The sequence below is a fragment of the Blautia massiliensis (ex Liu et al. 2021) genome, from assembly GCF_052064225.1.
Classification (GTDB): Bacteria; Bacillota; Clostridia; order Lachnospirales; family Lachnospiraceae; genus Blautia_A; species Blautia_A fusiformis.
The window spans coordinates 15,535-39,614 of the sequence record NZ_JBQHWA010000011.1; the positions used below are offsets into that span (position 1 = coordinate 15,535).

Here is a 24,080-nt window from a genome sequence, read left to right on the forward strand (position 1 = left end):
CTTATTTCACTTCCAGATCTGCCGTGATCTCGTAATAATCACATGGGTGAGCAGTCAGCCCTGATACATTTGACTTTGACACAAGTCCCATATTCAAATGAGAAACAAAGAAATACGCATCATCATCCAGAATGGTCTGCTGTGCTTCCACAGCAAGCTTTCCTCTCTCATCTGTATCAAAGGTCTCATGCAGCTTCGCTACGATATCATCAAGATCTGAATTGCTGTATTTGCCATAATTTTTGGCAGCATCAGATACAACTGTACTTGTGAAGAAATATTCCGGATCGCCGGTAGGTGCAGTTGTAAGCGAGCTCACATATACATCAAATTCTCCATTCTTTGCATACGTCGCATGGTCTGCTGTATTGTTGACATCGACCTCAATTCCGATGTCCTTTAAAGTGGACTGTGCATATTCTGCAAGCTTAGGCTGTTCCAGACGGGTTAGATAGGTCAGCCATGTGATGGACAGCTTCTTTCCGTCCTTATCTGCATAGCCATCTCCATCCGTATCTGTCCATCCGGATTCTTCCAGAAGCTTTTTCGCCTCTTCCGTATCATAGGACGGTGCCTTTACTGCATCGTTTCCATAGGAAAAGCTGCTTGGGAAGGCTCCCACTGCCGGAACACCTCGTCCCTCCATGATCACACTGCAGAAGCCGTCCTTATCGATTCCCATCTCAATGGCTTTTCTCACATTCTGATCCTGCATCAGTTCAGACTTCATATTAAACTGTCCGAAGAAGCATCGGCTTGTTGCTACAGAGCTGATCTGATAGTCCGGATTTCCGTCAAAAAGCGCATAGTTATCATACTGAAGTCCATAGGTTCCCTGTATATCGCCTGTCTGTAATGCTGCTGTCAGGGCACTTCCGTCTGAGAAGGATTTTACGATAACGTTGTCTACCTTTACATCTCCGCCCCAGTAATCCTCATTTTTTACCAGCTTAATCTCTGTTGGAGATACCTCTGTTGCAACATAAGGGCCTGTTCCTGCCACATTTGCAGAGCCGCCCTCTCCCTGTACGCCATAATCCATATCAATGATAGCACCATACGGATCACCGAGGTAATTGATCAGTGCCGGACATGGTTCGGAAGTATGGATCGTTACTGTCATTCCATCTGCTTCGATCTTATCGATCTTCATATCGTAAGGTGCACGGTCATGGTTTGCGATCAGATCATCCAGGCATTCCTTTACCGCTTCTCCGTCCATGGTCCTTCCGCTGGAAAATTTCACACCGTCACGAAGGGTGATCTTTACTGTATTATCGTCTGTAAATTCATAGTCTGTAGCAAGCCATGGCTCTATCTCCATGTTGTCATTGTACTTAAACAGTGTTTCTCCCACGCCATAACGAAGACAGCTCCATCCGGAATAATTGTCGTGAGGGTTTAATCCTGCATCTCCCATTTCTTCACTGTATCCAGTGGTTCCGTAAACAAAGGTAGTTCCTTCACTCTTTTCTTTGCTTTTTGCTGCTGCCGAAACTCCTGTCATGCTCATGACCATTGCCGCTGCAAGCACTGCTGCCAGAATCTTTTTCTTCATAATCTCCGCTCTCACTTTCTGTGTTATGCTTATTTATAAGTACCTGTTATCCTCTTCTCCTGTTTCGTTCCTTCGGATCCATATAATCACGGATCGTATCTCCCAGAAGATTAAAGATCATTACTGTAACAAAAATCGCCAGTCCCGGCGCAAGTACCATCCACGGTGAAATCTGCAGCATACTTCTTCCATCGTTGATCATACTTCCCCATTCTGCCATTGGAGGCTTTACCCCAAGCCCGAGAAAGGAAAGTCCTGCCAGCTCCATCATCATGGTTCCGATATCAAGAACTGAGGTAACAAGGATGGGGCCTGCGATATTGGGAAGGATATGTTTGAACAGAAGCTTTCCTGTACTGTTTCCGGAAAGCTTCGCCGCCATAAGATATGCGGAGTCCTTCTGAGTCAGAGTAAGCCCTCTGGCAAGTCTTGCAAACTTCGGCCAGCTGATCACTGCCAGGGCAATGATCGCATTCTGGATACCGCCTCCCAGAACACCTGCTACTGCCAGGGCAAATACCAGTCCCGGAAAAGCCAGGAACAGATCGGATATACGCATCAGAACGGTATCGGCTTTGCCACCCTTCCAGCCACAGAAAATACCAATAGCCGTTCCCACCACAGTGATCACCGCAACCAGGAGCAGCGTTGCATAAATACTGGTCGTACTTCCTATGATCACACGGGAAAGCATATCTCTTCCATAACGGTCTGTCCCGAGCAGATGCTCCGGTCCCGGCGGTTTCTGGGCAAGTGCCAGATCCTGGACATAAGGATCATAAGGGCAGAGATATTTTGCAAATGCCGCTACAAACAGAAGCAATGCTGTAAGCACAAGAAAAAAGACAAGCTTTGCTTTTGTATGATTTTTCCGGATCTTCTGCTTCCGGACTGTGATATTATTTTTTCCACTCATGCTCTGTCACCTCCAAGTCGTACTCTCGGATCCAGATAGTGGTAAATAATATCTGTCACCAGATTTACCAGAACATAAATAACCGCCATCCATGCCACATAAGCCTGGATGATCGGATAGTCACGCATGGTGATCGCATCTACCGCCAGTTTTCCGACACCATCCCACATAAAGATATTTTCCACAATGGCAGTTCCTCCCAGAAGATTGCCGATGGACAGAGCCAGCAGTGTGATGATCGTCAGCATGGAAGCCTTCATTACACTCTTCCAGATGATCACACGACTGCGGATCCCTCTTGCCCGGGCTCCGGTCACATAATCCTTATTCAGTTCTTCCAGAACCGTGGCACGCACCTGTCTGGTATATTTTGCAGCCATGGAGATTGCCAGTGTCAGTGTCGGCAGAATAATACTCTGTCCGAGATCTGTATTTGTGACTACCGGTAAAACGCCCAGCCTGATGGACAGAAAATACATCAGGACCATGGCAGCAAAAAAATTCGGCATGGAATTGCCGATAAAGCTTAAAAATCTTATCAGATAGTCTACCCATTTGTTGTGCTTTACTGCTGACAGGATTCCCAACGGGATCGCAAGAACAATCGTAAGAAGGATCGATGACAGAGTCAGCATCATCGTTGCCGGAAGCTTTGAAATAAAGGTTTCATAGACATCTCTGTGAGACACATAGCTCTCTCCCATATCTCCGGTTGCCATTCCCGCAAACCAGGCAGCATATTGTACAAGGAATGGTTTATCAAGGCCATATTCTGCCTTTGCATTATCAATGACCTCCTGGGATACTGCAGAGCCTGCATTTTCATACATATAAGTTACTGCATCTCCGCCGGCAAGACGCATCATGGCAAAAGAAAGAAAGGTGATCCCGATCAGGACCGGGATCAGCTGCAGCAACCGTTTTATTATATATTTTCCCATATTTTCCTCTCCGCACTTTGTTTCTCAGTATTTCGAATAACAAAAGTTTAACAATACGGCTGTTCTGCCGCAACCCCGGCGGGGGGATTTTACATATTCCATTTTGTCATGCACATGTATTCCATTATGTTCTTATATTCTCACACAGTGACATGCGGATAATTCTTTCCAGCCCTCTCCAAGAGACTGTGGCTCTTCATACTCGATCAGCTTTCGTTTTCTCTCTTCCAGCGGATCCGGGATATGGATTGCAGAAAGCAGGGACTGTGTATAAGGATGCTGCGGATTTTCAAAAAGCTCTTTTGTAGGTGCCATTTCTACCAGCTTTCCGTTTTTCATCACACCGGTTGTATCACTTAAAAAACGTACCATGGACAGATCATGGGCAATAAAAAGAAAAGAAAATCTTTTTTCCTGCTGAAGCTTTTTAAAAAGCATGACGATCTGTGCCTGGATAGAAATGTCCAACGATGCGATTGGTTCATCTGCAATGATAAGACGTGGTTCCATGAGAAGGCTTCTTCCTATGGCAACTCTCTGTCTCTGCCCGCCGGAAAGCTCTCCCGGTTTTTTCGACAGAATGCTTTCATCCAGTCCTGTTTCCTTCAGGATTTCCCGAAGCCTGTTCTCCAGCATTTCTCTGTCACGGATCCTGCGGCTGATCTTTACAGGCTCCAGCATGATCTGCCGTATGCTCATTCGGGGATTCAGTGCAGCGCCTGAATCCTGAAAGATCATCTGGATCTCAGTCTGCATTTTCTTCCGCATTCCGAAAGGATCCTTTTTATCCGGCACTCTTTCTCCCTGATAAAGGATCTCCCCGCCTGTAGGCCGGTAGATTCCTGCAAGCGTTCTGGCTGTTGTGGATTTTCCGCAGCCGGTTTCTCCCACCAGTGCCATGATCTCACCTTCCCGGATACGGAAGGAAGCATCATCCACTGCATGGATCGTATAATCGGAACGGATACGGAAATGCTGCTTCAGATTTCTGGCTTCGATCAGTACAGGCGCCTGTTTCTGTTCTGTTTTCTGTAAAAATGACGCTTCCTTTTTATCCGGTTTCTGTTTACGGCCGTTGTTTTCCTGTAATCTGTCCTTCAAAATGGCGGGCTTTTCTATTTTCGGAGCTCTTTCATCCAGAAGCCATGTGGCTGCATAATGCGTATCACTGACTTTAAACATCGGAGGAGTCTGTTCATAATCGATTGCCAGCGCCTGGGGATTTCGAACGGCAAATGCATCTCCCGGCGGAGGATTCAAAAGAGAGGGCGGCATTCCGGGGATCGGATTCAGCTCCCCTTTTTCACCTGCAAATACAGGCAGTGAAGACAGAAGTCCCCAGGTATAAGGATGCCGGGGATCATAATAAACCTCTTCCGCTGTCCCGATCTCAATGATCTTTCCTGCATACATAACTGCAACTCTGTCTGCGATCCTTGCAACAGCTCCCAGATCATGAGATATGAACACAATACTGATCCCTGTTTTTTCTCTCAGCTCAAGAAGCAGATCCAGAATCTTTGCTTCCACGGTTGCATCCAGTGCTGTAGTCGCCTCATCGGCAAATAATATTTCCGGATCACAGGCCAGTGCAATAGCCAGCACACAACGCTGACGCATTCCTCCGGAAAAAAAATGAGGCTGCAGGCCATAGCGCTGTTCTGCATCCGGAATCCCTACCAGCTTCAGCATTTCCACAGCTCTTTTTTTCGCCTCATCCCTGGATACTTTCTGATTTTTGATAATAGCCTCTGTGATCTGTTTGCCAACAGGGATCGTCGGATTCAGCGTCAGCATAGGATCCTGGAACACCATGCTTACCTTACTTCCGCACAGCTTTTCCATTTTTTTTCTTTTATAGGCTGTGATATTCTCTCCGCAGAGACTGATCTCTCCGCTTTTTACATGTGCATTCGGTGGCAGAAGCTTCATCACGCTACGGCACATAACGGTTTTTCCACATCCGGACTCACCTACGATACAAAGTATCTCTCCTTTTTTTACCGTGAGATCAACATTCCGGACGGCCTGTACCTCGCCGTCCGGTGTGTCAAAGCTTACCGAATAGTTTTTTAATTCCAAAACGGTTTCCTGCATGATCTTTTCCTTATTTTGTAATGGTCCAGTCTTCAATATTCCACATAACACCTACGGAATGATGTCCCAGAACACGTGTGGTATCCAGTCCGTCAAGTCCGGAAACGCCTACATAATCTCCCTGAAGATAAGCAACCAGAAGGATTCCAGGTGCCTTGGCATATGCCTTTTCGAATTCACTATATGCTTCTTTTCTGGCTTCCTCAGTCTCACCGTGACGGCCTTCCTCAAGATATTTATCCACATCTGCATTGGAATAATGCATATTGTTTCCACTTGCATCTGTCACAAAATTTACATATGCCATATCTGGATCAAACTGTGTTGAATAGCCTGCAAGGAATCCATTATATCCTGCATCCCAGTCAAATTTTGTCACCAGTTTTACTTCCATCTCCACGCCAGCCTGTTTCAGCATATCTGACATAACATTGGCAATATCCACACGCTCTTCTTCGTAATCACGTACCTGGATGGTAAAGTGGAATTTCTGTCCGTTTCTCTCATAGGTCCCATCATCACCTTTTTTCCATCCCAGCTCTTCCATCTTCTTTGCAAAGGTATCCAGATCATAGGAGTAGATATTGGCTTCCTTATCTGTTCCGAGAGGGTTTCTCTGGATCGGGCTGTATGCCGGCTCTCCCTGTCCTGCAAGAACACCTGCAATAATTGAATCCTTATCCAGCGCATAATTGAGAACGCCGATGGAATCTCCGTTTTCCTTCCAGAAATCTGTGCTCATATCCATGGCAGCTCCACGGTAATCTGCTGTGGTGAACTCCCAGTAATTATATCCGTCCTTATCCTTGAACTGAGAAGCATAGTTGGAATTCAGCCATGCAAGATCCGCCTCGCCGGACTGGAGCATGGTTGCCTTTGTAGTCTCATCCGATACTGTACGGTATACAACGGTTTCAATATTCGGAACCTTTCCGTAATAATCTTCATTTCGTTTCAGTGTGATCATTCCGCCGGTAGCATCCCAGTCTTCAAATTTATAACGGCCTGTTCCCACCGGATTCTGGTTAAAGGATGTAGTATTCACGTCCTCTCCTTCCAGAAGATGCTCAGGAAGGATTCCCATGGTAAAGTAATCCAGCATGGCAGCATCATACTGATCCAGTGTAAAGATCACAGTCTGATCATCCGGTGCCTCAATACCTGTGATGTCTTGGTAATTGCTGGTGATACTGACTCCCAGGGTTTCATCCTCTGTAAGCTCCTTATAGGTGTATACAACATCCTCTGCATTAAAATCTTCTCCATCATGCCACTTAACACCCTCTCGAAGCTTAAAAGTATAGGTATTGGTATCCTTGTCAAAGGTATAGCTCTCTGCAAGATCCTCTACCGGCTTTCCATTGGCATCATATTTCAGCAGTCCTGAAAAAATAAGATCCGGAAGTTCATCATGGTTATTCAGAAGGGGATTGATCGTACTTTCTGACTCACCTGCATATACCAGAGTTTTGTTTTCTTCTGCCGCAGCTACGGTTACCACACTGCCTGCAATTGCTCCTGTACATGCTGCGGTCACTGCTGCCAATGTTATCGCCGCATATTTTCTGCCATGATTGATTCCTGTTCTCTTTTTCATTCTGTTTTCCTCATCTTTCCTTATTTTCAAACCGGTTATCTACACCTTGGAATGTTTTATCACAGTTTGCGTCCAAATATTTTTTCTGACTGCATCAGAGATTGCTGTAATGATTATTTACCTCACTTCTCACAAAGCTTCCCATACTGGTAATGCACATTAAAGTAATAACCAGAAAAACTCCCGGGATCACGATCACCCACCAGGTATTCATGATCAGTGCTTTATTTGCCAGTGAGAGCATACTTCCCCAGGAGACTACATTTGCCGGAAGCCCGAGGCCAAGAAAACTTAATGTAGATTCCATGGTAATACAGCTGCTTATCGAAGAGATCACCACAAACATAATCGCCGAAACAAAATTCGGTATCAGATGGTGATACATCACATATCCAAAACTTCCTCCGCAGAGTCTTGCATACATCACATAATCACTGTTTCTTATCTGCCGCACTTCACTTCTTACAATACGTGCCAGTGCAAACCACCCGGTAATACCGATGATCACAGATATGCTGATCACATCATTGGCCTGAAGGACCGCAGACAGGATCAGGATCAGCAGAAGGGTCGGAATACTTCCGCATATTTCCGTAAACCGCATCAGAACTGAATCCACCTTTGGACCTGCTGTTCCGCTGATGCATCCGTAAGTAACACCGATCACAGTAATGATCGCAGCTCCCAGAAGCCCGATCACCAGAGAAACCCGTCCGCCATACCAGATCAGTGAATAAATATCTCTTCCAAGCGAATCCGTTCCAAAGATAAATTCCTTTCCCGGCGGTGTATTCAGATTCTGGAGATAAAAACCTGAGGGATCATGATTTGCAACAACATTTGCAAATACACAGCCCAAAACGATCAGAAAAAGCAGGAACATGGAAAATACCGGTTTCCCCTTCAGCTTTTCCTGAAATGTTTTTTTCCGTTTTTCAGATTCATGCTGCTTCCACCCGGCACCAACTACCTGAAAAATCTCAGCTTCTGAAAGCTTCCGGTCAGCTACCATACCCTCACCTCTGAATCCTTCATTCTTGGATCGATCTCTTCATTGACAGTCTGTGCAACAAAGCTGCTTAAAAATACGATAAATCCCGTGATCAGCACATCGATCATCAGCAGGTTATAATCATGATATTTTGCAGATTCCACTGCAAGATTTCCAATTCCCGCATAATTGAAAACAGCTTCCACAGTTACAGTCCCACCAGTTACATGGGGTACCGAAACTGCCATGATACTCACGATCGTCGGCATTACATTTCGAAGACAATGCTTCCACAGGATCTTGCTTTTGGAAAGTCCCTTGGATCTGGCAAGAAGTACATAATCCTTCCGCACCTCATCCAGGAATTTGTTACGTATCATATATGCGTAATACCAGAGATGGCTGAAGATCATTACTACCAGCGGAAGGATCATATGCTTCATACGATTGCCGATACTGTCTGCCATTCCCACATCATAGGCACCGCTGCTTGGGAACCATCCAAGATTTACACTGAAGATCAGGATCAGTACCACACCAAGCCAGAAAGCCGGCACATAATAGGCTGCTGTTCCGATCTTGCAGATCAGCCGGTCGATCCACTGATCCTCATGGAGCGTACAGAATATGGCGATCAGAACTGCCAGTATAAAGATCACAATATAAGCAATTCCTCCCAGCACCAGAGTATTTCCGATCAGCGGTTTGATCACATTCATAACCGGCTGCCTGTATTTCAGCGACAATCCGAAATCACCATGGACTACATTGGTAAACCACCTTACATACTGTACCCCGATCCCCTGATCCAGTCCCAGTCTCGTTCTGGCCGCAGCCACTTCCTCGCTGGTCATCATTTCCAGGGAATCTCCGTAAAAGGACTGCAGGGGATCTCCCGGTGCCAGTCTCGCCAGCCAGAACACCACCACAGACAGCAGAAACATAACCACAGCAAGCAGAAGGATCCGCTTCAGGATCCGGATGACGAGTTTATTTTCTTTGTTCATAATTTTCCTTTCCCACTGCCCTTTACAGTTCAGACAGACATTCGCATTCCGCTCTGCTGCATGCTCATGAACACAAATCGTGGAGCGATTTGTGTTCATATTTCAAAAGCAGTTATGGCATCCAAAATCATAACTGCTTTTGAAAGGGTCGTGTTATTATTCGACAAAACATTTGTATGCACAAATAGGAGTGCGCGGAGGTTATGTGCATCACAGTGTTTTTATATTCAGCACGCGGAGTGTGCTGCTGATATTATTTTATCATTTAACAGCTTTCGGACAACCCCGGTACGGGGATATTGGACAGTCGGTTTTAGCATGGATGTGTATTCCATATAAAAAACGGGACTTTTCTGTATCAGGAACCTGTGTCCCGTGCAGAAAAATCCCGTCTGGTCTTTTGCTTTATTCTTTTATCACTTCCCGGAAATCTGAAGTCTTTCCTTCACGAATCCCAGAAAATCCTTTCCCTGTTCACTGAGCTCTTCACCTCTCCGGCAGATGCACCCGTAAACAAGTTTCTGGCCTTCTCCCGGAAATGTATATTTCACGGAAGAATATCCCGGATCACGGCCGGAAAGATCCGCACCACTGATATTACACAACTCTCCGGACCCAAGAAGACGTTCCACGATATAATCACTGTTTGTTACGACTACGGTCTCTGCCTCCACTGCGGAATGACCGTTTTCCTCTACAAGGTTCCGGTAATTATCCGGGGAAAATTCATCGGGAAATCTCTGGATCAGCCTGAGCTGGGGCATATTAAAATCTCCCTCATCTGCTGTATCTGCTTTCCCTTTCCCTGTATAAATATTTACCTCGGTTTCCGTCAGCAGCTCAAATTCCAGGTAATTCCGGGAAAGAAAATACTGGAACGCCGCCAGCTGATTCTGCATCACATAGGCGAATCCCATATCATCCTGTCTGGATTTCACTCTTTTTATGATCTCATGGGTATCTGCTGCGTAAACCTGATAATGAAGATCATCGCACTTATGTGCTTCATAATACATTACGAAGGTATCCGCAAACCAGGAGCTGGGATGGAAGCATACACACAGACTGCTTTTTGCAAGTGGCTGTGCCTGCATTTCCAGTTCATCTATATTTTCCAGGATCCTCTGCACATGGATATATGCACGCTCTCCTTCCGGTGTCAGCTCTATGCCCTTTGCATGACGGACAAACAGCTGGGTACGCATATCGTCTTCCATGGAACGGATCACCTTGCTTACATTTGACTGCGTGGTAAAAAGCAGTTCTGCAGCCTGGCTGAAGGAGCCTGTTTTGGCACAGGCCGCAAAATATTGTATCTGTTTTATATTCAGCATGATCCTACCTCTGTTTCTTCGCAAAGATCAAAAACATCGGGGTCGGATTGTAAAACTCGTCTTTTTCTGTATAAATACGTTTGCTGATACCAAGGTCAAAGGAAAATTCTTCCACACCTATACGGCTCAGCGTTTCCAGATCCCATGCCGGACGCAGAAAAGAACTGATGGGCAGCTGCCGCTTGATATCCTCGCATTCCTGCATCAGCTCATCCTGGATCTGATGATGGGCATGGTTCTCCGGAAGATCCGCAGTGTCCGCAAAGTCTGCTGCTCCGTAGTTTGCATCCAGATTTATCATCACTCCGCCCGGTTTCAGTACGCGGAACCATTCCTGATAAGCATGCTCCGCGTCCGGAAGTGTCCAGGTAAGGTTTCGTGATACGATCACGTCAAATTCCTCATCCGGAAAATCCGGAGCTTCTGCATCCATCACCATAAACCGGCAGTCTGCTTTTTCTTCCTCCGCCAGCTCCTTTGCATGAGTGATCATATCCGGCGTCAGATCGATCCCGGTTACCTGATGGCCTTCCTTTGCAAGAAGAATGGTAAAAAATCCGGTTCCGCAGCCTACATCCAGGATCCGGAGATTCTTTTTCTCAGGCAGATACTTCTTAAGCTCAGCTATCCAGCGGCCTGCAAGTGCACTGTGAAGCTCTGCTCTTCTCTGTTCCAGAAAGCTGTCGCTGCGCCTGGTCCAGTACTGGGCGATCCTTGTTTTCCGCTCGTCTTTTTCTCTTACGATATTTCCGTAGGTGATCACAGGGCCGCCTTCCACAACCTGAAGGCTTGATACCTGATAAAGGATCACACCATCCATGTCTGCACGACAGATTTCCTGTACATTTCCCTCATAATCACGGATCTCTCCAAGATACTCATCCTGATGAACGATATCGCCTGGTTTCTTCACCGGATACCAGAGACCGTTGACACTGGCGCACTGATAACGCACATCATCCATTTTCAGCGGATAGTACGTACTGTGGGAACGGATTTCGTTATAGGCTCCGATGCTGCAGAGGATATTTCTTACATCTCTTCGCATGGAATCCACTTCCTCCCGTTCCCAGGTTCCCATACAGCCGCGTTCCAGAAGGACCGCCGGAATATGGAAAGTACTTGCCGCATAATTGTAGGCGCCGCCTGTACTCACATTTGACTGTACCATATATGGGACATCAACCTGCTCTGCCATTTTCCGGGAAACTTCCACGATCTCCGGCTTTGCCACGCCTGCAAAATATACATACGGAGTCAGCTCCTCATAATCATCACCGCCGTGAAGATCGATATAATAATCTGCCTTCCGGATCAGGGATTCTGTGATGGCCGCTGCCAGTCGTTCCATTTTTGTGCCATCTTTTCTGCCAGGGAAAACACGGTTCAGATTTTTTCCGTCTTCCCAGCTGATGCTGCCTGCACGCTTCTCAAAGTCTTCCCGGTTCAGCACCTTTACCAGAACCAGCTGGCCCTTTACCTTTTCCGGCTTCAGCCGCTTCGACAGCTCGATCAGAGTCTGGATCCCCACATACTCTCCTGCATGAAGACCTGCTGTGACGAGAACGGTTTTTCCAGGATCTTTTCCACGGATGATGGTTGCCGGAAGGACAAATTCTCCATCTCCGAGCTCAAGAAAGCCTTCTGTTTTTTCTCCTGCCGCAACCGGAAGATTCAGGAAATGATCCGGCTTTACACCAGTTACCATAAACATTGGTGTGGACTGATAATTTAATCTCTCCTCCTCACTCCAGACCGTTTTCCATATTTCTGTGTCTGTGCGGATCCCAAGAAGTCCTGCTTCTCTGAGAGTTTTTACATCCCACTGGGGACGACTGATCTTTGACAGCGGTACCTGGAGGGCGATCCGCTCCATGCGCTCAATATCCGTACAGAGATAGTGATCATCCAGGCTGTTGTTTTCCACATTTTTCCGGTCGTTTTCGTAGGCCTTACGCTGCTCTTCCTCATAAAGATAACCGTACCAGTTGGCATCAAAATTCAGAAGTCTTCCTCCTGCCTTCAGTACACGGACCCACTCTCTGTAAGCAACATCAGGATGCTCCAGATTCCAGGTAAGATTTCGGGAAATGACCACGTCAAAGGTATTATCCTCAAAATCCAGCTTCTGTGCATCCATCCTCAAAAAGCGGATATTCCGGCAAAGGTCTCCTGCATTTTCCTTTGCCTTTTCCAGCATTCCTTCCGTATAATCCACTGCATCTACATGATATCCGGCTTCTGCCAGGATCACAGGAAAAAATCCGGGGCCTGTTCCTATATCCAGGATACGGATCTCTTCCTTGGGTTTGTCCGGAAACTGACTGGTCAGCACCTTAAGCCATGCGTTTTTCTGCGTTCCTGCAAGCTCTTTATGATTCACTTCGGAGTACCCTTCTGTACGGGTGCTCCAGTAAGATTCGATTTCATCGAGAAGTTTTTCCACGTTGATTCCTCCGCACTTTTCTATTCACGTGAGGGAGATCAGGTCCCTCACAGGTCACGTTTAATGTACCAAATTGTCAGGGTATTAACAAGCCCCTGGGGGGGATTCCCAAAATTGCTCTGCTGATAAAATTCCCAAATGCCACACACTGCTTCTGTACTCCTGTCCACCTTGTAATTCTCCGAATGCTGTGGTATCATCCTGGCTGTAGTAATTCAGTAATATAACCGAAATTGAAAGGATGGTTCATATACAAATGACAACACAGGAACTGGCCTATGAAGTTATCAGCCGTTTAAAAAAGGAATATCCGGATGCAGACTGTACACTGGATTATGATGATGCCTGGAAGCTTCTTGTAAGTGTCCGTCTGGCAGCTCAGTGCACCGATGCCCGGGTCAATGTAGTTGTTCAGGATCTCTATGCAAAATACCCGGATGTGGCAGCCCTGGCAGCAGCAGAGCCGGAAGCAATCGAAGCCATTGTACGTCCCTGCGGCCTTGGAAAAAGCAAAGCCCGGGACATCAGCGCCTGTATGCGCATTCTCCACGAACAGTATCACGACAAGGTGCCGGAAGACTTTAACGCACTTCTGAAGCTTCCCGGTGTGGGCCGAAAAAGCGCAAACCTGATCATGGGGGACGTATTCGGCAAGCCCGCCATTGTAACAGATACTCACTGTATCCGCCTTTCCAACCGCATCGGCCTTGTCCATGACATGAAGGATCCGAAAAAGGTGGAAATGGCTCTCTGGAAGATCATCCCTCCGGAAGAAGGCAATGATCTCTGCCACCGTCTTGTCAATCATGGAAGAGAAGTCTGTACAGCGCGGACAAAGCCTTACTGTGACCGCTGCTGTCTCAATGATATCTGCGAAAAAAATGGGATCTGAATGTATGCAGTTCAATAAACCTTCAGACCTCGGAAAGGAAAAACATAATGAATTTCAAAAAACTGGAAAATAATCTCCTGGATATGATCCAGGAACAACAGGTAAAGATCGGATACATGAGCGGAGTTACCCGTTTTTATTATCCGCTGCAGTCTCTGAACCGCCTTCTTGGCACAGAGCTTACGGAAGAAGAAATGCAGCATGCAATGGAAAAATTCTCAGATCATGCCTGTGACCGTCTTGGAAAAGTAACGGCTTCTTCCAAAAACGGGCGTTTCTGCATCACCCTGCCGCCTCAGGCCTCGGACTACGTTCACGAAAACCGGAAGCCGAGTGAATTTCTGGTACACTTTATAGGCACGGTTGCACGTCATGGCTGTACTCTGGATGAAGTGATGGACGTTTTTCATGCTTATTCCGAACATGTACACGTGGAAAAAACAACCGGAACCGGATTTGATTATCTTGTATATTTCGAAGACGGGATCCCGGATGACTACCGGTATTGTCTGTCCCTGGAGGGTGAGCATATGATCTATCATAAGTTCACACCGGAGGACTATGAGGACTTCGGATTCTGATCTCCGAACATCGGGCAAGTTTCCCCCACTGCTTATTACTTTTCGCAACCCTGCAGGAGACTCCCTTGATTTGATCAAAAAACCGCCGGTCTGCAGACAGATCTTCAAAAAATCCTCTGCAGATCGACGGTTGTTTTTATTTTCTATGCACGGAATTTCTTCTGCATCTCCCGCACCATATCTTTCCTCTTAAACAGGAACAGCCATATCAGCATCAGGAAACTGACGCATATGCAGATCAGCGACGGATACAGCACCGTTACCACACCGGCAGCCAACAGGATCACAGGGATCACTCCTCCGAAAGCTCCTGCCTCCAGAAGATAGATCATATATTCCGCCACCTCCAGCTTCTGTACCGCAGTGATCACCCACATGGAGCAGATCACAGCAAGCGCAGCCAGAGGAAGCAGATAATCCACAGACCAGCCACGCCAGCCGGTGAACACATCCCAAAGTACTCCTGCAACAGCTGCGATCACCAGCTGCCACATCTCATTCTTCAGAAGATTCCGCCGCTTCACATAAGCCACTGAAACCATCAGCCAGGTGCAGAACGCCCCTGCAGTCACAAACCAGGCCCAGCCTATATGACCATCCAGCAGATAATCGATCAGATTACATACCACAGCCAGCACAATACACAGAAATGTAAAGCTCTCAAAAAGCTTCATCTGCTGTTTCTGCTCCTCTTTTTGTCCCGGAAGATCATTCTCCCGAATTGTACAGGATACCTGCTCATTTTTCAGTCTCTCCACAAAATTCCGCTCAATATTTCCATTGGGGATCTTGGACGTAAAGCTTAAAACCATCTCATCTCCAAAAGAACAGGAACACAGCTGCAGACTGTCCGTGCTTGCAAAAAGTCCGAATCTCTGAATATATTTCCGATATTCCTCCGGCATCCGGATGATCCCCACATTGGAATAGATCGCCGTGATAGACCTCCCTCCGAGAGTCGTCCCGGCAAGAAGGAACGGGGTTTTGATTTCCAGTGGTACCAGACGCAGGATCGGATTTTTCTCCAGGCTTACCAGATCATTCAGCTTTGCTTCGATTACGTCCTTACTCAGTTCCTTTGCAAACTGCTCCTTTACGGATCTCAGAATATCCTCAAAGGCTGTATCAGGCTGAAAATAGCAACTGATCTCGATCCATCCGAAAAAATTTGCCATAGACCGGGACGGAAAATAATTTCTCAAATTTACCGGGATCATCAGACCAATGGGCTTTTTCGCCTGATTCTGAGGCACTTCTTCATGGATTGCCCAGATAAGAGCTGCCGTAAGAAAAACCGTGATCGACACACCGGCCGCTTTTGCACGGGCGTGGATCTCTTTTACCGGAATACAGACTTCCGTGATACTCATATCCTCCTGCCTGAGCTTCTCGCCTTTTAACTGGAAGGCAGGCTTCTTGGACTCTCTTTTTCTTGGCGCATCGGAGGAATAATACTGAGAAAAGCTGTCCTCCTCCATATCCCTGCCCGTAATGTTTTCATCCGGAAAAAGCTCCGGAAGCTCTGCGGATGGGTGCGTCTCCTGAAGATAATTTTTCACCAGCTCCATCAGAAAATGCATGGCTCCCGTTCCATCCGTCAGCGCATGAAATACCTCGAAATTGATCCTGTTCTTATAATAGCTCACCCGAAAAAGAAGCGTTTTTTTGTCCGGAATATAAAGTCCGCTGCAGGGTGCACCTGCTTCTTTCTTTACCACTGCCGGAATATCACGTCTCTCCAGATAAAACCAGAACAGTCCCTTTCTTAAAACTGCACGGAAAAGAGGATATTTTTCCAGTGTCCTCTCCAGGGCTTCCTGCAGGTTTTCTTCTTTTATCTCTTCTTTCAGTTCACAGTAAAAACGAAATACCCTGGTGTCATTCTTTCCTGTCACCGCCGGGAACGCCAGCGCCGCATTGTCAAGTTTTCTCCACTGTGCATATTCGTTCTTCATGATGCTTTCCTTCTTCCTGTTCCTCTGTTTCCAGAAAACGATTTACATATGCAAAGCTCTCCTGCACATGCAGAAATTTGATCCCCAGTGCAAAATACCCGTGAAACGCACCTGCGATCCTGTGCACTTCCACACGATTTCCCGCTTCCTTCAGTTTTTCACCAAATGCCTCACCTTCATCCCGAAGAGGATCGAACTCAGCGGTAAGTATCAGTGTATCCGGCATATTTCGAAAATTCTTCTCCAGGATCGGCGCAAAATAGGGATTCCTCCTGTCTTCCGGACAACTCTCATAGAATTTCAGATAATCTTCCATCTTCTCCGCTGTGAGAAGATAACCGGTTCCATTTGTTTTTACGGATTCAAAAGGAGAGTCTTCCGTATAACAGTTGTTCAGTGCCGGATAAATAAGGATCTGTTTTTTGGGGAAAAAATCTCCGCGGTCTCTGGCCATCATACATACAGCCGCTGCCAGATTTCCGCCTGCACTATCTCCCATAATAGTGATACGATCCGGATCCGTATTCAGAAGAAAACGATTGGTGTAAAAAGTCTTCGCAGCTGCATAACAATCCATCAGTCCCACCGGGAAACGGTATTCCGGTGCCAGCCTGTATTCAACAGACGCCACGATCTGACCGGTAGACTGTGCCATTCTGGCACAAACCCGCTGATAATTCTCTACACTTTCCGTAACCCAGCCACCGCCATGGAAAAACAGGATCACCGGTGGTTTTTTTCCGGAGGCGGCACCGTTTTCCATGTCCTCTTCTGTTGGAAAAAACAGACGGATCGGCACTTTATAGTCTCCGTTATAAACTTCCGCATCCAGTGTCCTGTAAAAGATCCTCATAGGATCCATCTTCTTAAGATCTGCCAGCTTTCTGGAAGCCTCCACTTCGATCCCACCATAGGAAAGAGCATGGAGCACTGTCCGCACGGCACGTGGCATAGCCGTTTCTCTCCCGGTCGGAATGCCCGGAACTATGACTGGGCGGCTTCTTCTGTTTTCTTTTCTTGTATAGATATATTTTGTTTCTGTTTCATATCTTCCAGGAATGCAGACTTGTTTCACGCAGGTACGCCTGTAGGCAATCCTCTTCAGGATCTCATGATCTGTACGGATGATCACTTCCGTTCCCTTATAGCCCCGGATATAATATCTGTTTTCTTTCTTTTTTATACGTGGTTGTCTCAATCGCAGTAAATATTTTCTGATTACTTTTTCCTCCGTGGATTTTTCCTTTATTTTCACCTATGATAGCATCCGCAGTCTATGAGTACAAGTCATAGTAAAAAATATACTGCTGCATGATCCCACGCATTCCTCTGTATCTGCGGTTGGGAAATCCTCTTTTGTAATGCACGTCCATGACCTGACGGATGTGGGTATCTATGGGAAAAGCATCCATATGATGCAGTGCAAACAGGCAGATACATTCAGCTACCTTTTCTCCCACACCACAGAGCTTCATCAGCTCCTTCTTTGCCTGAGGGTAACGCATATCATAGATTTTTTCCAGGGAGATCTGACCGGATGCAATGCTCCTGGCCGTTACTGCGATATATTTTGCCCGGTATCCCAGGCCACATCCTCTTAACTCCTCTTCCGTTGCCTGACTCAGCGCCTCTACAGTCGGAAAAGCGTAGTATTCCACACCTGCAGATGAATTTTTTCGCTCTCCATACTTCCGGCAGATGGTTTCGATACATTTGCGGATACGCTTGATATTGTTCTGCTGAGATATCAGAAACGTAACGATCATTTCCCAGAGATCCTGTCTTAATATCCGTATCCCGTCTCCTGCCTTTATTGCGGCACCCAGATATTTATCCCGTGGATTAGCAGCATTCATGTAAGCTTCATAATCCGTATCCAGATCAAAATAAAGCACCCAGTAACAGATAAATTCCTCCTGAGAGCAGCAGAAATCCACCACTCCGTCTTTCTGATACATTTCCAGATACTGGTCTCCCGCCACCATGGAAAAATGTCCGTCTCCAAGCTTTCTCATCCGGAAGCACTGTCCGGAATCGCATATTTTATCAAGGCTGAAATGTTCCAGCTCTACTGTGATCATGTCTGTTCCTCTCGTAAATATTTTTCCTTATATAATATTCTGTATTCTCTTGGTGTCATCCGGTACCGTTCCCGGAATACCCGGTTAAAAGTCCTCTGACTTTCAAATCCCGGGATCTGCACATACGCCTGTTCCACTGCAAGATTATCATCCTTCTCCTTGCGGTTTGCCCTGAGACACCGTACCGCATTTACAATATCCGGATGCACCTGCTCCTTTTTTATAACCGGGTCTTCCGGACAGCTGTTCTGAATGATATCCGCAAACTGACCAGTCAATACCGGCTTTGCCCAGAGATAGACTGCTTTGTTTTCTCCCGGAGAGAACACCTGATAGTGATGGATCACATCCGGAAAGATCACTGCAAAATCTCCCTCTTCCATATGATAAAGCTCCTGTCCCATACCAAGCTCCAGAGTTCCCTCTGTGATATAGATAAACTCTATGGAGTTATGAAGATGGGGTGAAGCATGGGCTAAGGTCCGCAGATGAATATGGAGATTCTTCTTTTTTTCTTCGTATACTGGAAACATGGATTTTCTCTCCGCAATATTTGACTACTTTTTCTGTGTTTTTGGCACGTAATATTTCCGAGAGTTTATTATAATGCATTTGTAAGTTAAAGAAAAGAGGAGGAAAATAAAATGAAAAAAATCATAGAATTTATCAAATATGCGATCAAATGCTACGTGGAGATCAATGCAAGAAATCCATATTTCCGCTAAGAAGATCCACAATAATATCTGAGGTCACGGATATTTTGTGTGGACCATGCGCATGAAAAAACTGAATAAAGGTCAATAAATGACTTGTGCGAAAATAGTATCACCTGGCATCATGAAGTATCTCCAAAGCCCGTTTATATCTTCCATGCAGCCGTGATATCTGTTCAGCAGACATATTTTCGCAGTCAGAAAGACGTGTTACATCAGAATTGTGGAGCAGATCAGCCTGCTTCACTTTTTTTGCGATCGGATTCTTCCGGAGCTTCCGGATATAATCGAAATAATTCATATTCTTATCTCTTGTAAGACAACGTAAGGCCTCCACAACCTCTTCCGGAAATTCTCCGGCAAGATCCTCAAATGTGATCTCTGTATCTTCTATCACATCGTGCAGAAGTGCCGTACATACACTGAGTTCATCATCCATCTGCTCCGCTACGTGAAATGGATGAAAGATATAAGGTGTCCCGCTTCGATCTATCTGTCCATGATGTGCCTCGTACGCCACCTTCATAGCTTTTTTCGTCAAAGCTGTATAAATCATAGCTGTGCCTCCCGTCAGGTCTTTCGAACTCCCGTTCATACTCTGTATTACACAGTATAGCATCTATATTTCCTACATACAAGGATAAAAAGTTTTATATATCTATCATTTTTACTTATATACGACAATTTTCTGATTATAGCATCCCCAAAACTCTGCTGTTCTTATTTAGATCTTTCATTGGATCATGAACTCGCTTGCCCTCATTCTGAAATTGGTATATACTTACCTTGGTCAGGTAAAACTATCCATATTCGTAGTATTACACGGATCACTTCATTTTAAAAAGAAAGGAATCTTACCTATGAAATTTATATATCCCGCAGTTTTCCGTCCCACAGAGGACAAAAAATACAATGCTTTTTTCCCGGATCTTACCTGCTGTGAAGCCAACGGTGACACGCTGGATGATGCCATCGAAAATGCCAATGCAGCTGCATACGACTGGATCTACACAGAGCTTATGGAATTTGAGGGAAAGCTTCCTCCGGTTTCCGATGAGAGCGATCTGGAGATTCAGGAGGGAGACGTTGTCCGCAATATCTCTGTAAATATCCGCTTCCAGGATGGCTGGGACGAATAAACTCTCGTATCACAAAAACAAAGGCGACATTTAATATCATTTTCAATAAATGTCCGTGTCGAAAATGCCTGTTATGCAAAAAGCATCCGGATCGGTAATTGTCCTTTATTACCGATCCGGATGCTTTTATTATACATTTCTTCATTGTTCGTGATACTGTCTGAAAAATTTACGCAGTCCGTCCAGTGCTTTTACCAGCACTTCTGTCTCATTCTCATTCAGCTCTGCGATCACCGCTTCTGTCATCTGCCTGTGAAACTCCGCATGATGATGATATGCCATACGTCCCTTATTTGTAAGCTGGATAAATACCACACGCCGGTCCTTCTCACTTCGCTCTCTCTTCACATAGCCTTTTTTTACAAGACTGTTCATAGATGTTGTGAGGGAGCCTACGGTGATCTTAAGCTTGGCTGCAATGGAGGACATGTTCCCCCCTCCAAGACCTACAGCCTCGATAATGTGCATATCATTGTTGGAAATATCTTTATATTTATCTGTGATGATGGCTTCCTCCTCCAGTCGGAGGATCTCATTGAACAGATTCACCAGCACGTCATTTATAACTTCCCGATTGTCCACTCTACCCGCTCCTGTTTCTCCGGAGCAAAAAAGCTTCTCCGGTTCTCTGTTTATGAAGCCATCGTAACATAAATATGGCATTTTTTCCACTGGATTTTTACTTTGCGGGCTACAAAATCACTGCACTTATTACTTCTACATTTTCCGGAAACGTTCATAGCGATGTTCCAGAAGCTTCTCCGGCTCTTCTTCGCCATATTTCTCAAGAAAATCCGCAATTCCGTTTTCCAGATAACCTGCGATATCATTTATGTTCTCACGGCTTACAGGCTCTGCTTCCGGAATCACATGCTCGATCATCCCCATCTGGTAAAGGTCTGCAGCTGTGAGCTTCATCACTGCTGCTGCTTCCTTTGCCTTTTTGCTGTCTTTCCAGAGAATGGAGGCAAAGCCCTCCGGGGACAGGATGGAATAAACGGAATGCTCCAGCATCCATACCTCATCTGCCACCGCCAAGGCAAGGGCACCTCCGCTTCCGCCTTCACCGATCACAACGGAAAGCACCGGCACTGTGAGACCTGCCAGTGTATAGAGATTTTTTGCAATGGCTTCACCCTGTCCACGTTCCTCAGCTTCCAGCCCGCAGAATGCGCCTGGTGTATCTACAAGGCAGATCACCGGACGGTGAAATTTCTCTGCCTGCTGCATCAGGCGCAGGGATTTCCAGTACCCCTCCGGAGATACCATTCCGAAATTCCGGGTAATGTTTTCCTTTGTACCCTCTCCTTTTTCCTGTACAAGGACAGTTACCGGCTGTCCGTGGAAAAATGCCACACCACCGATCACTGCCAGATCATCCCCGCAGTGACGGTCTCCGTGAAATTCCATGAAATCGTCAAAAAGCGCTTCGATGTAATCCTTTCCTGTAGGGCGTGTTTTGGCTCTGGCAAGCTGGACATGTTCCCAGGGAGTGAAATCTCCGGATGGGACGAAGTCCGGCCAGATCCTATTATCTTCCTCAACAGTTTTCATCGATTCCTGATTGTCAGACTTGAACTCATTTTTAATGTCCGTATTATCGGGCTGTGCGTTATTCAGGACTTTATCCTGATGTAATCTCAGAATATCCGCCAATACGATCCTCTGCTCCTCACGCTTTACGATCTTGTCCACAAAGCCGTGTTCCAGAAGAAATTCCGCTCTCTGGAAGCCTTTGGGAAGCTTTTGCCCGATGGTCTGTTCGATCACTCTGGGACCTGCAAAACCGATCAGCGCTTTCGGCTCTGCCAGGATAATATCTCCCAGCATAGCAAAGCTTGCCGTCACGCCGCCTGTTGTCGGGTCTGTGAGGACCGGCACATAAAGAAGTCCGGCATCGCTGTGCTTCCGGATGGCCATACTGGTTTTTGCCATCTGCATCAGGGAAACCAGGCCCTCCTGCATTCTGGCACCGCCAGAACAGATATAGAGGATTACCGGCAGCTTCTCCTCTGTGGCACGTTCAAAAGCCCGCGTGATCTTTTCCCCCACGACTTCTCCCATACTGGACATCATGAAACGGCAGTCACAGACACCAAGTGCCACAGGTGTCCCTTTTATAGTACATTTTCCGGTAACTACAGCCTCATCAAGCCCTGTCTTTTCACGAAGCCCCTGAAGCTTTTCTTCGTAGCCTCTGTACTGAAGGGGATTCTGTTCTTCCATGTGAGCATCCCACTCCACAAAGCTCTTTCTATCTGCGATCATTTTGATCCGACGATAAGCGGGTACATGGAAATAATTTCCGCAGTGGGGACAGATGTATTGATTCTGCTTTACCTCGTCTACAAAAACCGCCGCTTTGCAGGCGTTGCATTTACGCATCAGGTTATCCGGCACCTCCGGAATGTTTTCCTGTTCCTCACCCCGGATATCCCTGACTGTTTTTTTGAACATATGCTTAATTCTCATTGATCTTCACTCCCGCAATGATATGGCTGGCAAGAAATCCAGTGTCAAAGTTTCCGGACTGATAATCCTCATCTTTCAGGATTTCGTACTGATAGTCAATATTTGTATCGATTCCGTCAATGATCACCTCACCAAGAGCACTCTGCATTTTTGCAATGGCTTCTTTCCGGTTACCTGCATGAACGATCAGCTTCGCAAGCATGGAATCATAATAAGGCGGGATCTTACAGCCGTTATACACACAGGTATCCACACGGATCCCGTTTCCCCCCGGAAAATGCGCTCCCTGGATAGTTCCCGGCGAAGGGCGGAAATTTTTCTGAGGATTTTCAGCATTGATCCTGCACTCAATGGCGTGTCCCTGGATCCGGACATCCTCCTGAGCGATCTCAAGAGGCATTCCTGAAGCGATCTTCAGCTGCTCCTTTACAAGATCGATACCTGTTGCCCACTCTGTCACCGGATGCTCCACCTGGATCCTTGTATTCATTTCCATAAACCAGAATTTTCCATCCGGTTCCAGAAGAAATTCAATCGTTCCCGCATTTACGTAACCGGCTGCTTTCGCCGCCGTCACCGCCGCATGACCCATTTTTTCTCTTAATTCCGGAGAAACTGCAGCACTTGGAGATTCCTCGATCATCTTCTGATGATTTCTCTGGATGGAGCAGTCACGCTCTCCCAGATGGATCACATTTCCGAAGCTGTCTGCAAGGATCTGAAACTCAATATGTCTCGGATTTACCACGAAATGTTCAATATACATGGTACCGTCGCCAAAAGCGATCTCAGACTCTTTTCTGGCGGTTGCATAGGCTTCCGGAAATTCCTCCGGTGTGTTTGCCACACGCATGCCTTTTCCGCCGCCGCCAAGAGCTGCCTTGATGATCACCGGATAACCGATCCTCTCAGCTTCCTTAAGACCGGTTTCAATATCCTCCACATCCCCTTCGCTGCCCGGAACTACCGGAACACCAGCTGCGATCATGGTGCTTCTTGCAATTTTTTTGTTGCCCAGCATACGAATGACCTTTGATGAAGGACCCACAAATGTGATCCCGCATTTTTCACAGAGCTCCGCAAATCTGGCATTTTCAGAAAGAAAGCCAAATCCCGGATGAATGGCATCCGCACCGGAAACCATGGTTGCACTGATGATCTGTTCCATATTCAGATAGCTCTGTGCAGATGGTCCCGGTCCGATACAGATTGCTTCGTCCGCCAGCTGTGTGTGAAGGCTTTCCTCATCTGCCTCAGAATAAACCGCCACTGTGGCAATTCCCATTTCTCTGCAGGCACGGATAATACGCACCGCGATCTCGCCTCTGTTGGCGATCAGTAACTTTCGAATCATACAATC

General features: G+C 46.4%; 20 protein-coding genes. 3 read left to right on the plus strand and 17 right to left on the minus strand.

Going from position 1 to position 24,080, the window contains the following annotated elements:
* Position 1: 1 nt before the first annotated feature.
* From ACTNDQ_RS06015 to ACTNDQ_RS06055, 9 genes are all read right to left on the minus strand, one after another.
* Positions 2 to 1,558 carry an ABC transporter substrate-binding protein gene (locus tag ACTNDQ_RS06015; RefSeq protein ID WP_441064139.1) on the minus strand — a complete coding sequence of 519 codons (1,557 nt, stop codon included), beginning with the start codon at positions 1,556 to 1,558 and terminating at the stop codon, positions 2 to 4.
* 46 nt (positions 1,559 to 1,604) lie between these two features.
* Entirely contained in the window at positions 1,605 to 2,474 is an 870-nt protein-coding gene (gene nikC, locus ACTNDQ_RS06020; RefSeq protein WP_320810685.1) for a nickel transporter permease, read from the minus strand.
* Positions 2,471 to 3,415: a nickel ABC transporter permease gene (gene nikB / locus ACTNDQ_RS06025; RefSeq protein WP_178016229.1), complete on the minus strand. Its 945-nt coding sequence runs from the start codon at positions 3,413 to 3,415 to the stop codon at positions 2,471 to 2,473. The genes nikC and nikB overlap by 4 nt, the downstream gene beginning before the upstream one ends.
* A gap of 132 nt (positions 3,416 to 3,547) precedes the next feature.
* Positions 3,548 to 5,497: a dipeptide ABC transporter ATP-binding protein gene (locus ACTNDQ_RS06030; protein WP_441064142.1), complete on the minus strand. Its 1,950-nt coding sequence runs from the start codon at positions 5,495 to 5,497 to the stop codon at positions 3,548 to 3,550.
* Positions 5,498 to 5,522: 25 nt separating this feature from the next.
* A complete protein-coding gene (locus ACTNDQ_RS06035; protein WP_441064143.1) occupies positions 5,523 to 7,109 on the minus strand; it encodes an ABC transporter substrate-binding protein in 1,587 nt (528 codons plus the stop codon).
* A gap of 94 nt (positions 7,110 to 7,203) precedes the next feature.
* Positions 7,204 to 8,121: an ABC transporter permease gene (locus ACTNDQ_RS06040; protein WP_441064145.1), complete on the minus strand. Its 918-nt coding sequence runs from the start codon at positions 8,119 to 8,121 to the stop codon at positions 7,204 to 7,206.
* The gene (locus ACTNDQ_RS06045; RefSeq protein WP_320810550.1) at positions 8,115 to 9,107 is read right to left on the minus strand and encodes an ABC transporter permease; all 993 of its coding nucleotides are present in this window, start codon (positions 9,105 to 9,107) and stop codon (positions 8,115 to 8,117) included. Before ACTNDQ_RS06045 ends, ACTNDQ_RS06040 begins: the two co-directional genes overlap by 7 nt.
* Positions 9,108 to 9,523: 416 nt before the next feature.
* On the minus strand, positions 9,524 to 10,441 hold the full coding sequence (locus ACTNDQ_RS06050) for a LysR family transcriptional regulator (protein ID WP_441064148.1): 918 nt from the start codon (positions 10,439 to 10,441) through the stop codon (positions 9,524 to 9,526).
* 4 nt (positions 10,442 to 10,445) lie between these two features.
* Complete coding sequence (locus ACTNDQ_RS06055; RefSeq protein ID WP_441064150.1) at positions 10,446 to 12,887, minus strand: methyltransferase domain-containing protein; 2,442 nt, start codon at positions 12,885 to 12,887, stop codon at positions 10,446 to 10,448.
* Positions 12,888 to 13,143: 256 nt separating this feature from the next.
* On the opposite strand from ACTNDQ_RS06055, the gene ACTNDQ_RS06060 reads away from it, so the two are divergent.
* Together ACTNDQ_RS06060 and ACTNDQ_RS06065 are read left to right on the plus strand one after the other, a co-directional pair.
* Entirely contained in the window at positions 13,144 to 13,779 is a 636-nt protein-coding gene (locus tag ACTNDQ_RS06060) for an endonuclease III domain-containing protein (protein WP_022427162.1), read from the plus strand.
* Between the two features lie 47 nt (positions 13,780 to 13,826).
* On the plus strand, positions 13,827 to 14,360 hold the full coding sequence (locus tag ACTNDQ_RS06065) for a DUF3877 family protein (protein WP_092071731.1): 534 nt from the start codon (positions 13,827 to 13,829) through the stop codon (positions 14,358 to 14,360).
* A 143-nt stretch (positions 14,361 to 14,503) separates the two neighbouring features.
* Here the strand turns inward: ACTNDQ_RS06065 and ACTNDQ_RS06070 are convergent, their stop codons facing one another.
* The 5 genes from ACTNDQ_RS06070 to ACTNDQ_RS06090 form a co-directional block, all read right to left on the minus strand.
* The gene (locus tag ACTNDQ_RS06070) at positions 14,504 to 16,315 is read right to left on the minus strand and encodes a DUF6320 domain-containing protein (RefSeq protein WP_278795445.1); all 1,812 of its coding nucleotides are present in this window, start codon (positions 16,313 to 16,315) and stop codon (positions 14,504 to 14,506) included.
* Complete coding sequence (locus ACTNDQ_RS06075) at positions 16,281 to 17,513, minus strand: alpha/beta hydrolase (RefSeq protein ID WP_330383016.1); 1,233 nt, start codon at positions 17,511 to 17,513, stop codon at positions 16,281 to 16,283. The genes ACTNDQ_RS06070 and ACTNDQ_RS06075 overlap by 35 nt, the downstream gene beginning before the upstream one ends.
* Before the next feature lie 76 nt (positions 17,514 to 17,589).
* Positions 17,590 to 18,396 (minus strand): DNA-3-methyladenine glycosylase family protein, encoded by an 807-nt coding sequence (locus ACTNDQ_RS06080; protein ID WP_279198793.1) that lies wholly within the window; start codon positions 18,394 to 18,396, stop codon positions 17,590 to 17,592.
* Positions 18,393 to 18,929, minus strand: a complete 537-nt coding sequence (locus ACTNDQ_RS06085; protein WP_278795444.1) for a cupin domain-containing protein — start codon at positions 18,927 to 18,929, stop codon at positions 18,393 to 18,395. Before ACTNDQ_RS06085 ends, ACTNDQ_RS06080 begins: the two co-directional genes overlap by 4 nt.
* A gap of 292 nt (positions 18,930 to 19,221) precedes the next feature.
* On the minus strand, positions 19,222 to 19,665 hold the full coding sequence (locus ACTNDQ_RS06090; protein WP_441064154.1) for an HD domain-containing protein: 444 nt from the start codon (positions 19,663 to 19,665) through the stop codon (positions 19,222 to 19,224).
* A 304-nt stretch (positions 19,666 to 19,969) separates the two neighbouring features.
* On the opposite strand from ACTNDQ_RS06090, the gene ACTNDQ_RS06095 reads away from it, so the two are divergent.
* The gene (locus tag ACTNDQ_RS06095; RefSeq protein ID WP_441064156.1) at positions 19,970 to 20,248 is read left to right on the plus strand and encodes a type II toxin-antitoxin system HicB family antitoxin; all 279 of its coding nucleotides are present in this window, start codon (positions 19,970 to 19,972) and stop codon (positions 20,246 to 20,248) included.
* Between the two features lie 141 nt (positions 20,249 to 20,389).
* Here ACTNDQ_RS06095 and ACTNDQ_RS06100 read toward each other — a convergent pair whose 3' ends face one another.
* The 3 genes from ACTNDQ_RS06100 to ACTNDQ_RS06110 form a co-directional block, all read right to left on the minus strand.
* Positions 20,390 to 20,830, minus strand: coding sequence for a MarR family winged helix-turn-helix transcriptional regulator (locus ACTNDQ_RS06100; RefSeq protein WP_022427168.1), 441 nt, complete (start codon positions 20,828 to 20,830; stop codon positions 20,390 to 20,392).
* A gap of 135 nt (positions 20,831 to 20,965) precedes the next feature.
* Positions 20,966 to 22,720 carry an acetyl-CoA carboxylase carboxyltransferase subunit alpha gene (locus ACTNDQ_RS06105; protein WP_441064159.1) on the minus strand — a complete coding sequence of 585 codons (1,755 nt, stop codon included), beginning with the start codon at positions 22,718 to 22,720 and terminating at the stop codon, positions 20,966 to 20,968.
* Positions 22,710 to 24,074, minus strand: coding sequence for an acetyl-CoA carboxylase biotin carboxylase subunit (locus ACTNDQ_RS06110; RefSeq protein ID WP_441064161.1), 1,365 nt, complete (start codon positions 24,072 to 24,074; stop codon positions 22,710 to 22,712). The genes ACTNDQ_RS06105 and ACTNDQ_RS06110 overlap by 11 nt, the downstream gene beginning before the upstream one ends.
* Positions 24,075 to 24,080 lie beyond the last annotated feature (6 nt).

What these genes read in the sequence shown, in the direction of transcription:
- ACTNDQ_RS06015 (WP_441064139.1), bottom strand. Translation starts at nt 1,558, where the DNA reads ATGAAGAAAAAGATTCTGGCAGCAGTGCTTGCAGCGGCAATGGTCATG.
- nikC (WP_320810685.1), bottom strand. Translation starts at nt 2,474, where the DNA reads ATGAGTGGAAAAAATAATATCACAGTCCGGAAGCAGAAGATCCGGAAA.
- nikB (WP_178016229.1), bottom strand. Translation starts at nt 3,415, where the DNA reads ATGGGAAAATATATAATAAAACGGTTGCTGCAGCTGATCCCGGTCCTG.
- ACTNDQ_RS06035 (WP_441064143.1), bottom strand. Translation starts at nt 7,109, where the DNA reads ATGAAAAAGAGAACAGGAATCAATCATGGCAGAAAATATGCGGCGATA.
- ACTNDQ_RS06040 (WP_441064145.1), bottom strand. Translation starts at nt 8,121, where the DNA reads ATGGTAGCTGACCGGAAGCTTTCAGAAGCTGAGATTTTTCAGGTAGTT.
- ACTNDQ_RS06045 (WP_320810550.1), bottom strand. Translation starts at nt 9,107, where the DNA reads ATGAACAAAGAAAATAAACTCGTCATCCGGATCCTGAAGCGGATCCTT.
- ACTNDQ_RS06050 (WP_441064148.1), bottom strand. Translation starts at nt 10,441, where the DNA reads ATGCTGAATATAAAACAGATACAATATTTTGCGGCCTGTGCCAAAACA.
- ACTNDQ_RS06060 (WP_022427162.1), top strand. Translation starts at nt 13,144, where the DNA reads ATGACAACACAGGAACTGGCCTATGAAGTTATCAGCCGTTTAAAAAAG.
- ACTNDQ_RS06065 (WP_092071731.1), top strand. Translation starts at nt 13,827, where the DNA reads ATGAATTTCAAAAAACTGGAAAATAATCTCCTGGATATGATCCAGGAA.
- ACTNDQ_RS06070 (WP_278795445.1), bottom strand. Translation starts at nt 16,315, where the DNA reads ATGAAGAACGAATATGCACAGTGGAGAAAACTTGACAATGCGGCGCTG.
- ACTNDQ_RS06080 (WP_279198793.1), bottom strand. Translation starts at nt 18,396, where the DNA reads ATGATCACAGTAGAGCTGGAACATTTCAGCCTTGATAAAATATGCGAT.
- ACTNDQ_RS06085 (WP_278795444.1), bottom strand. Translation starts at nt 18,929, where the DNA reads ATGTTTCCAGTATACGAAGAAAAAAAGAAGAATCTCCATATTCATCTG.
- ACTNDQ_RS06090 (WP_441064154.1), bottom strand. Translation starts at nt 19,665, where the DNA reads ATGATTTATACAGCTTTGACGAAAAAAGCTATGAAGGTGGCGTACGAG.
- ACTNDQ_RS06095 (WP_441064156.1), top strand. Translation starts at nt 19,970, where the DNA reads ATGAAATTTATATATCCCGCAGTTTTCCGTCCCACAGAGGACAAAAAA.
- ACTNDQ_RS06105 (WP_441064159.1), bottom strand. Translation starts at nt 22,720, where the DNA reads ATGAGAATTAAGCATATGTTCAAAAAAACAGTCAGGGATATCCGGGGT.
- ACTNDQ_RS06110 (WP_441064161.1), bottom strand. Translation starts at nt 24,074, where the DNA reads ATGATTCGAAAGTTACTGATCGCCAACAGAGGCGAGATCGCGGTGCGT.